9 protein-coding genes and 2 pseudogenes are annotated in these 9344 nt (G+C 68.8%); 7 read left to right on the forward strand and 4 right to left on the reverse strand.

Translation table 11 applies throughout. The features are described 5' to 3' along the window. Both AWZ10_RS31490 and AWZ10_RS31495 read left to right on the forward strand, forming a co-directional pair. Positions 1-1008 (forward strand): annotated as a pseudogene (locus AWZ10_RS31490) (hypothetical protein); the annotation flags it as partial. 355 nt (positions 1009-1363) lie between these two features. Further along, on the forward strand, positions 1364-2251 hold the full coding sequence (locus AWZ10_RS31495; RefSeq protein ID WP_060892657.1) for a prohibitin family protein: 888 nt from the start codon (positions 1364-1366) through the stop codon (positions 2249-2251). 516 nt (positions 2252-2767) lie between these two features. Here AWZ10_RS31495 and AWZ10_RS31500 read toward each other — a convergent pair. Further along, positions 2768-3793 carry a winged helix-turn-helix domain-containing protein gene (locus tag AWZ10_RS31500; protein WP_060892658.1) on the reverse strand — a complete coding sequence of 342 codons (1026 nt, stop codon included), beginning with the start codon at positions 3791-3793 and terminating at the stop codon, positions 2768-2770. A 583-nt stretch (positions 3794-4376) separates the two neighbouring features. Here AWZ10_RS31500 and AWZ10_RS31505 point away from each other — a divergent pair. The 4 genes from AWZ10_RS31505 to AWZ10_RS31520 all read left to right on the forward strand — a co-directional run bounded on the left by AWZ10_RS31505 (position 4377) and on the right by AWZ10_RS31520 (position 6955). Next, positions 4377-4790, forward strand: a complete 414-nt coding sequence (locus AWZ10_RS31505; RefSeq protein ID WP_159058410.1) for a hypothetical protein — start codon at positions 4377-4379, stop codon at positions 4788-4790. A 183-nt stretch (positions 4791-4973) separates the two neighbouring features. Continuing rightward, the gene (locus AWZ10_RS31510; protein WP_060892660.1) at positions 4974-6122 is read left to right on the forward strand and encodes a hypothetical protein; all 1149 of its coding nucleotides are present in this window, start codon (positions 4974-4976) and stop codon (positions 6120-6122) included. A gap of 54 nt (positions 6123-6176) precedes the next feature. Further along, positions 6177-6515 (forward strand): hypothetical protein, encoded by a 339-nt coding sequence (locus tag AWZ10_RS31515; protein ID WP_060892661.1) that lies wholly within the window; start codon positions 6177-6179, stop codon positions 6513-6515. Between the two features lie 59 nt (positions 6516-6574). Beyond that, complete coding sequence (locus AWZ10_RS31520) at positions 6575-6955, forward strand: hypothetical protein (RefSeq protein WP_060892662.1); 381 nt, start codon at positions 6575-6577, stop codon at positions 6953-6955. A gap of 92 nt (positions 6956-7047) precedes the next feature. On the opposite strand, the gene AWZ10_RS31525 is transcribed toward AWZ10_RS31520, so the two are convergent. Then, a complete protein-coding gene (locus AWZ10_RS31525) occupies positions 7048-7788 on the reverse strand; it encodes an NADPH-dependent F420 reductase (protein WP_060892663.1) in 741 nt (246 codons plus the stop codon). Between the two features lie 74 nt (positions 7789-7862). Between AWZ10_RS31525 and AWZ10_RS31530 the strand changes: the two genes are divergently transcribed. Next, positions 7863-8243: a winged helix-turn-helix transcriptional regulator gene (locus AWZ10_RS31530; RefSeq protein WP_060892664.1), complete on the forward strand. Its 381-nt coding sequence runs from the start codon at positions 7863-7865 to the stop codon at positions 8241-8243. Positions 8244-8254: 11 nt separating this feature from the next. On the opposite strand, the pseudogene AWZ10_RS48400 reads toward AWZ10_RS31530, so the two are convergent. Both AWZ10_RS48400 and AWZ10_RS31540 read right to left on the reverse strand, forming a co-directional pair. Then, a pseudogene (locus tag AWZ10_RS48400) lies at positions 8255-8565 on the reverse strand (transposase); the annotation flags it as partial. Between the two features lie 291 nt (positions 8566-8856). Next, positions 8857-9344: phosphotransferase (locus AWZ10_RS31540; RefSeq protein ID WP_159058411.1), on the reverse strand; the 488-nt coding region annotated here is incomplete at its 5' end.

Genomic DNA, 9344 nt, shown 5'->3' on the forward strand with positions numbered 1-9344 from the left:
GGACCCGGCTGGTTCGCACGGGTGGCCGAGGCAGCCACGCCCACCGCGCCCGCTCCGCGGCTGCGGGACGTCGGCCGCGATCCCCGCCGCTGGCCCGCCTGGTGGTGGGGGCTGCTCGTCGGGCTCGGTATGACCGGCGCCGGACTCGGCGCCGCGGTCATCACGCTCGGGCCGGTGCTGCTCTGGTACGACCGCGACTACCTCGGCATGACGCTGCACGAACTCCATGCCGCCAACCACCACCTCGTGCACTTCCTCCAGCACGACCGGATCACCATGGCCGGCACGATGGTGGCGCTCGGCTCCCTCTACACGGGCCTCGCCGTGGGCGGGATCAGATGCGGCTGGCCCTGGGCCCGCGAGGTGTATCTGCTCTCGGGAGCGATCGGCTTCCCCACCTTGTTCTACTTCCTGGCGACCGGTTTCGTGGAACCCCTGCACACGGCCACCACCATCGTGCTGTTCCCGATGTTCGTGGCCGCGGTCCGTCGGACCCCGCACGTACCGCGATGGCGCCTGGCGCCCGAGGGGCCGGAGCCGGAGCGCCGACGGGCGCTGGTCGGCCAGCTGCTGCTGATCGTCACGGGAGCGGGGCTGTTCGTCGGCGGAGCGGTGATCTCGGTGGTTGGTCTGACCAGCGTCTTCGTAACGACCGACCTTGCTTTCCTGGGCACCGGCACGCAGACGCTGGAAAGCGTGAACCCCCGGCTCGTGTCGTTCGTCGCCCACGACCGGGCGGGGTTGGGCGGCGCCCTGATGGCCGCCGCGGTGGCCATCGTTCTGCTCAGCGCGTGGGGCTGGCGGCGGGGTGAGGCCTGGGTGTTCTGGAGCCTGGCCGCGGCGGCGGCCGCCGGCTTCCTGCCGGCTGTCGTGGTGCACGGCGTCATCCACTACACCGACTTCATCCACCTCGCGCCGGTCTACTTCGGCATCGTCATGACCGGCACCGGCCTGCTGCTCGCGCGTCCGTACCTCTGCGCCAAGACGTCGGCGGGGTTGAAGGACTGACGTGCCGTCTCGCGAGCGCTCCATCATGAGCGCTCGCACTACTCGGGCGCCCCCGATGCACGGGACTGGCAGCCTGTGTGGTTGGCCTTCCGGGCCCAGGCGAAGCTTCCGATCGTCGGCGGGAGCAGGCGGGCGGCCTCGTGCATCCCGCCCTCGACCGGAGGCGGGACGGCAGACTCCACGGTGACGACGCCGAGATCCCGCCGGTTCGGAAGAAGAACATGACCAGGCTGAAGTGGATCTGTGGCGTGGACAACTTGCAGGGGTTGCGTACGGGTGGGGGAGCAGGGCTCGTTACGATGCGCTGCGCGTCGCCCCCGAGGCGGCGCGGATCCGTTTCTGGAGGGGGCTACCCATGTTCGTGCTGTCCATCCTGCTGCTCATAGCGGCAGTCGTGGTCTTTCTGGTCGGTCGTGGCCGTGACGGCGGGGGCTGGAAGCTCGGGGCGGTGCTCAGCGCGGTGGGGGGCGCGCTGGCCGGTGTGTTCGCCTGCGTCCATGTGGTGAGCGCCTACGAGGTCGGTGTGCCGGTGACCTTCGGCAAGGTCGGCACGCCGCTGACCTCCGGCATCCAGTTCAAGTCGCCGTTCACCGAGGTCACGTCCTTCTCCACCCGCCCGGTGGACCTCAACCTCTACGACAAGGACGTGGTCGAGGTCCGCTCCTCACAGGGCGGGGTGCTGTACGCGGACGTCACCATCAAGTGGGCGGCGGTGCCGGCGAAGGCAGTGGCGCTGTACCGGCTGGCGGGCAGTGAGGAGGCCGTCCAGGAGCGGTTGGTGCTGCCCGACAGTCGCGAGATCATCCGCAATGTCTTCGCGAAGCACACCAGTGAGGAGGGCTACGCCTCCGCGCGCGAACAGATCGGCTCGGAGATCGAGGACCTCATGAAGGAGCGCCTGGCGCCTCGCGGGATCGACATCACTGCCGTCAACCTGCGCAATGTGAAGCCGTCGGACAAGCTGCAGGATCAGATCGACAAGAAGATCCAGCAGGAGCAGGCCACCGAGCGGTCCGAGGAAGGGCAGCGTACGGCCAAGGCGGAGGCGGAGCGCAAGCGGATCGAGGCAGAGGGCATCGCCGCCGCCAACAAGATCATCGAGAAGTCGCTGAGCGACAAGGTCCTGTACAACCAGTGCCTGGAGGCCTACAAGGAGGCCGCGAAGGCCAACCCGGTGTACGCGGTGCCGTGCGGTACGGACTCGGGCGGCACGCCGGTCATCGTGGACAACAGCAAGAACTAGCCCCGCACTTCGCGGGTGACCGTTCTGTCCTGTGGCCCCGGCGAATGGATGTGTCGCCTCGATGCCGAGGAGGATCTGGGCTCCTCGGCATCGGACGATGGTGGGCGGGGCGGGCGTGCGGCTGCGGGCCTGAGGCCACACCTCGCTCAGGTGGTGGCGATGGAGGACACCCGCCAACAGCGCCCCGTACCCGCCTGCTTCGGGTTCAGGTACGGGGTCTGTTCGTGTGCCATGCCCCGGCTCCGACACGGCGAGTGTCTGCGATCAGTGGGACTCGTAGCGGTCGACGATGGCCGCGCAGGGCAGCTGCCGGCCCACAAGTGGTGCGGCTCAGGGGGAACCTGATCGGCACAGGTCCGTGGCTGCGGCGCCGGCTCACTCTCTGCGGAGCAGCCGCGATGTGCGTGTGCGCCGACGGTCACCCCCCGCCTCCGCCCCCAACAGGCCATCAGCTGCGGACCAGCGGATGCCGCCCCCCCAACCCACCAGGCGACGACAGAAGTGCTCAAGGAATCATCAACCGCCCTCTTGGACCGCCGGTTGGTGCGGCGGGAGTTCGCCGCGGAGCAGGGCGGTGCCCAACGGGGTGAGGGTGTGTAAGACCTGGGAGCCGGTGCGTTGGCTGTGCGCGAGGCTGACCTCTCGCAGGGCGGTGATGTGTTCGCTCGCCGAGGGCGCGGAGATGTTGAGGCGTTGGGCGACTTCTCCGGTGGTCGCGGTGGTGTCCAGAGCGGCCAGCACGCGTGCGCGGGTCCGGCCGAGCAGGGTGGCCAGGGCCTCGGGGCGCCGGTCGCGGGTGACGGACGGTGCCCAGGCCGGGGGGTGGGTGACGGGGTAGGCCAGGACTTGGGGCAGGGAGGCGTCGGCCAGAGCGATGGGGGTCTTCCAGCAGAAGTGCGAGGGGATCAGCCGCAGGCCGCGTCCGCCGAGGTGGAGATCCCGGTCTTCCGGGTAGCGCACGTGCAGCACGGGCGGCTGCCAGTCCATCAGTGGACGGAAGGAGTCCAGCAGTCCGTGCACACCACGATCGCACAGGACGCGTGTCCGCAGGGCCCGGTCGGCCTCGGTGGTTCTGGCGGCCCCGGTCCAGTCAGGCGTGATGATCGTACGGTGCACCAGACGGAACGCCGTCGCGACCTCCTCCATCCGGTGCGGCTCGCCCCCGGCGAGGCGGTGTGCCCAGCCCGGCAGTGGGTGGGTCTCGGCCAGCCGGTCCATCTCCTGGCGTAGCTGCGGCTGGGGAGTTGCCCGCAGTGCCTCCAGCGCGGCCTCCATGCCATCGGCCGAGGCGCTGGGCGTCAGGAAGTCGGGCCAGTAACCCGCCGAAGCCGGGGCAAGGGTGGAGAGCATCCGCACCGGGCCCGCCAGGTGACCTTCGGCCACTCTGGCGCGGGCGTCGCGCCGCCAGGGGGTGAAGACCGGCAGTCCGCACCGTGGCGTGGTGAGGTGGTGCAGACCCAGCAGGGTCTCCCAGACCGGGTCAGGCTCCCGGGCCAGATGGACGCGGGCCAGGTCCCCGTCCGTGAAGTGAATGCGCAGCACTTTGTTTCCCCCGTGTGGTGGTCGGTGTCGGGACACGCCGTCCGGCAGGTGTGTCCTGGATGACGCGGGCTGCCCGCCGCCGTGCGGAACGCATCGCGCGGACAGCGGCGTCACCGCTCGCACGGCGGGCGTGGCGACGGACCGCCTATGCGGACTCCCGGGAGCAGGTGCTCCGGCCGGTGTGGTCCGGCTGCGGTCGTCCTGGACGCGGCCTTCACTCCGGCGGGCGGTCGTCTCCGATTCCGGCCGTCCGGAGGCCCTTGTTCCTCTCCGGCACACGGTTCACGCCACAAAGCAGGCGTGTCTTCATCCCGTTTTCCCCCTCGATCAACTGCTGCGTACGCACTGCTCGTCCGGTGGTCAGCCCGGTCCGCGGAGTGGCCCTCCCAGGGTCGTACAACGACATCCCCTTTGTCAGGAGGCCAGTGGTGAGGAAAATGCGCGTGATCGATGCAGCGGCCGTCGTGGCCGCAGGCGGCCCGTACCACCGGCTTTCGGCCCTGACCGAAAGGGGGCGCGGATTGCCTCGCGGGTCGGCAGGCTTCGGTGCAGGACTGGACCGAAGCGAAAGGGCACACCAGACATGAGTACGGGACACAGGAAGATGCTGGCCACCGCGACCACGGCGGTCGCCGTAGTGGCGGCGCTCCTGGGAACGGCGGCACCTGCGAACGCCGCGATCCACCAGTGCGAAAGATCCGGCAGTCGGATTCCCTGCACCACGGTCACCGGCATCGACCCGGGATCGTATCTGTTGGTGCGCCGGGGCCCCGGCTACGGCTACGACTCCATCGAGGCTGCCTACAGCAGGTTGTACAACGGCAACGAGGTCGGTCTGTCCTGCTGGAGGCTCGGTGACGGGGCCTACGACAACCCCAACTACCGCTACTGGATGTCCATCGAGCTTCCCAACAGCCGCTGGGGCTATGTCAACGACTGGTACCTGAACACGGGAAACCCCGACGTCTGGAAGCAGCAGATCCGCCAGTGCCCCTGACGCAGGGCAGGGCACACCGGTACCGCGTCTTCGGCGACCGGGCGAACCGCACCACGGCCACCGGTGTCAGCCAGCCCCCTTGGCCGCGCCTTGCCATCTCCCCGCGTGAAGGTCGATGACGACATGCTTTGCACTGCCTCCATCAGAGCCACCGCAGGCCACAGACGCCGGAGCCTCCTCACCATGGTGACGGCGTTTGTCTCCCTGGCCTGCGTCGGTGCCGCGGTCTCCCCTCCGGCGGCGGCCGCACCGACACGACCCGAGGACACCTCGTCGGTCGGAGGATCAAGCGCCGTCGTGCCCGCCGGCGTCACCGCCGGGGTCGCCGTCTTCGATCGGCAGACCGGCACTTTCACCGAGCAGTTGAACTCCGGCACGCAATTCCGTTCGGCCTCGGTCGTCAAACTGCTGATGGCCCTGGACCATCTCTGGAACCGAGGTCCTGACTACATCATTCCGACCGCCGACCGCGCCTGGCTGGAACCCATGCTCCGTAGCAGCGATGACGATGCGGCCAATTACTACTGGTCGAACCACGGCTATTCATCGATCGTCACTCGTATGGTCGACCGCCTCGACCTGAGCGACACGGAGCCCCCTGCCGACGCGAATTTCTGGGGCTACACCGCCATGTCGGCCCGAGACACGGTGACGATCTACCGCTACATCCTGGAGAAAGCACCCGCACCCGTACGCAACTTCGTCATGGACAACCTTCGCCGGTCGACCCGCTGCGCGTCGGACAAATTCGACCAGCACTTCGGTGTCGCCGGCGCCTTCAACCGTCCCTGGGCCGTGAAGCAGGGCTGGTCGGGCGACTCGTACCCGGAGGGCACGTGCGGCCCCACGAGCACGGTCTCGCCCAGGACGGCGGCCGACGTCGGCCCCGCCGCCGCGACCGTGAACCTGACCCGCCCGGCCTTGCATTCCACAGGCACCGTAGGCGCCGGTGACCGCTCCATCGTGGCTGTCTACACACTGCACCCGGTCGGTACTTCCTACGGGAAGGCTTTCACGGACATGGGGCGGCTGACCCGTTCACTGAACGTTCCCGGTGGCGTCACGCCGTCCGGAAAGTGGTACGGAACGTGGAGTTCACAGGTCAGTGTCCGCAGCGAACCGCGCATCGGGAACAACGTGCTGACCCGACTGCCGGACGGGGTGGAGGTACTGGTGGGCTGCCAGAAGAAAGGCCAGTCCGTCTCCGTGCCCCCGTACATCAACGACTGGTGGGCATATCTGCCCCAGTACGGCGGCTACATCTCCAACATCTACATCAGTCATCCGGACAATCACTTGCCGGATGTTCCCCTGTGCTCAAGTCCGCGGTGATTCCAAGGAATACGCGCATGGGCAGGAACAGAACGAGCGGAACGGGATCCACGGATGCTCGAGCTCAACATCGGCGGCCGCCGCAAAACCCTGGCGATGGCGTTCGCTGCAGCCGTCTGCGCGACAGTTCTCACGTTGCAGGGTGCCTCAGCCGCCCAGGCCGCCAGCCCCTATGACGGTGCGGACCCAGCCGCCACCGGCTGCTCCTCGAACGCCAAGACCCTCGCCTCCGCGCCTGTCTGTCTGCCCAACACGACCAGTCAGGTCGGCACCATCGAGTGGAGCCTGATGGTCTACACCTCCAACACCCGCTCCTGCGGAACCGGCAGCGCCGACACAGGTGTCAACACGGCCTATCCGTACGGCGAGCGGGGGCGCCAGATCTGCGGCTGAGCCCAGAGAGAACCGCGCACCACGCACACACATGTCCTGACAGGGAAAGGAACGTTCAGATGAGGTTTCGATGGCTCTTCGCCACCGCCGGCCTGGCTGCGGCGATCGGCACGACCGTCGCGTCGCCGTCCGCATCCGCCGCCTCCGGCTGTTGGTCGCACGCCGATGGCAACAAGTACTGGTGTGAAAACGTCTCCGGTGCCCCGGTGTACGGATCGATAGGGAACAGCCGCCTGTATCCCAACCCCAACGCCGTCGTCGGCACCATGTACTCCAATCCGAGTTGGTTCTACTGCAAGCTGGACGGACAGGCTCACGTGGGCGGGCCGCACCCGACACGCTGGCTCAGGACCGTCGCCGACAACGGCCAGTACGGCTGGATGAAGGACACCGCCATCTATAGCGAGACGGACCCGGTGCGCGACTGCTACCCCTCGTGACATCAGGGGCTGCCGCACCCAAGAACCACCCCGAACCGGTGCGGCAGCCCGCCACGGCCGACTCGGTGAGCCGAGCGCGACCGAGAGCCAGATCAGGATGACGCCGACCAGGATGTGCAGCGAGCTCGTGAACTGGGAGTCGGCGAAGTTGCACGGAAAGCCCCCGTGCCGCCTTCCGATTCCTGGTTGCCCGGTCCGGCCGCGTATGCCAGCGGAGGGGCGATCGCCTGGACATCCGCTCCCTCGCCGACCCACAGCGCGATGAACAGGGCGGCGGTCGCTTCCACGAGTCCCGCACGTTCGAGACCGCCGCCAGCCACCGGTTCACAGCCCACGTCCTGCACCAACTCGTGTACCCGTGCGAGGGCCGTCTCGTCATCCCCGCAGACCGGCACGGCCAGCGGCCTCCCATCGAAGACAGGCGGCCGCATGCGCCACACGTCCTCGTGGCAGAGGTTGAAGGCCTTGATCACATGGGCTTCCGGTGCCGCGGCGGCCAGTTGCTGCGCGGCCGAGGGGCCTCCTTGCGTCAGCAGCCGAAAGCCTGGCCCGACCGGGTTGGAGCAGTCGAGCAGCACCTTGCCCTGCAGGGCCGCGCGCAGCTCCTGTGCCACGTCTGCTCCAGCCCCGAAGGGCAGGGCGGCCAACACCACCTGACCGAACTCGGCCGCCGCGCGCAGACTGGCAGGCTTCGTGCCGCCTCCGATGCGCGTCGCGAGCCGCTCCGCCTTGTGTGGGTTCCGTCCCCCGATGGTCACCTGGTGCCCGGCCCGCACCCAGTGGGTGGCGAGCGCGTCGGCCATGTTGCCCGTTCCCAGTACGCCGATTCTCATCCCGTGTTCCCTCTCCCTGCCTGGTTCCACCGTTCGCACCGACGCTAGAGGGCCGTTCGGGCACCATCTGGTACGTGACGACCGATGCCTTCCTCGCCGACTGCCGCGCCCGCCTCGCCTTCGACCTGCTTTCCAACACCTGGAACGCCGTGGTGCTCTGGGCGCTGCGCGACGGCCCCAGGCGCCCGGTCGAACTACGGGAGAGGATCGGCGGTATCAGCTCCAAAGTCCTCACCGAGACTCTGCGGCGGTTGCAGTTCAACGGCCTGGTTGATCGGCATCCTCGCCCCGACGCACCGTCACGGGTCGTGTACGAACTCACCGCTCTGGGCCGGACCTTGCTGGTGCCCATCGACGCCGTCGGCGCATGGGCCTTCGAGTACGGCGATGACGTCATGGCAGCCCAGGAAGCAGCCTGCGCTCCCGCCCCGCAGTCCCCTCCTCCCACTTGCTGAACCGGTCAACGGCGTGAGCGCAGGCGGCGGGACCGGTGCAGGTGGGCAAACGCGCGCTCCACGCCCCAGCGGTGGGTGCCCAGGCCGGAGCCGTGCTCGCTACCCCGGCGGGGGATCAGCGGCTTCACACCGAGACCCCAGCCCAGTCGGCGGTACTTGTCGTGGTCGTAGCCACGATCGCCCACCACCACGTCCGGGCGGAGCCGGGGCCGCCCTCGCTTGCCCCGCGCAGGCGGAACCGCTTCGAGCAGCGGGATGAACTGAGTGACATCGTTGCGGGCGCAGCCGGTCAGGGGGCGGCGAGCGGGATGCCGGTGGCGTCGCTTTAACCCCGTACCTCGCCCGGCGCGGCACCGGGCACGGCCCCAGGCCTGGGCGTGTAGGGCTGGGTCGTGGAAGGAGCGATCGCGCTGCACTGGTTCCGCCGCCTGGGGATGCGCGGGGAGATCCGCGACGACATCCACCACGCGTTCGTCACCCTCGGCTGCGCCGTCATCTGCCGGCGACGACTGCGCACCGCACTTCGTCGGGAGTCAGCGCAGACGATGCGCCCCAGGGGACGGCCTGCTCGATGCGTCAGAACGCACTCGTAGCAGTCGGGCCCGCGCAGCCCTCATATCCGGGATCTCAGTACGTCGACCTCACAGCCCGGCGCGAACGGGTCGAAGCCGTGCTCGATCAGCCAGCGAACCACCAGCAGGCTTCGCAGCGACCACCACGCGTGGATCACGTCGAGGTCGATGTCGGTGCCATAGCCGGCGGCGACGTCGTCGAGGTGCTCCTCGTGTCCGAGCGTGAAGGTGGCGAGGTCGTACAGGGCATCACCCTGGCCCGCCTCGGACCAGTCGATGATGCCCGTTACCTCGTCGCCGTCGACGATGACGTGCGCGATCTGCAGGTCGCCGTGCGTGAACGCCGGAGTCCACGGCCGGAGCGCGGCCTCGGCGACCTGGCGGTTGTGGGTGACCAGGTCGGCGGGCAGGAGCCCGTTCGCCACGAGCAACTCGCACTCGTTGTCGAGTTCCGCCGCCGGCGCGACGATGCTCCGGCCGGGCCGGGGCGGCAGCGGCGCGTCGTGCAGCTTCCGGATGGCAGCGCCCG

The sequence above is a fragment of the Streptomyces europaeiscabiei genome (assembly GCF_001550375.1).
Lineage (GTDB): Bacteria > Actinomycetota > Actinomycetes > Streptomycetales > Streptomycetaceae > Streptomyces > Streptomyces europaeiscabiei.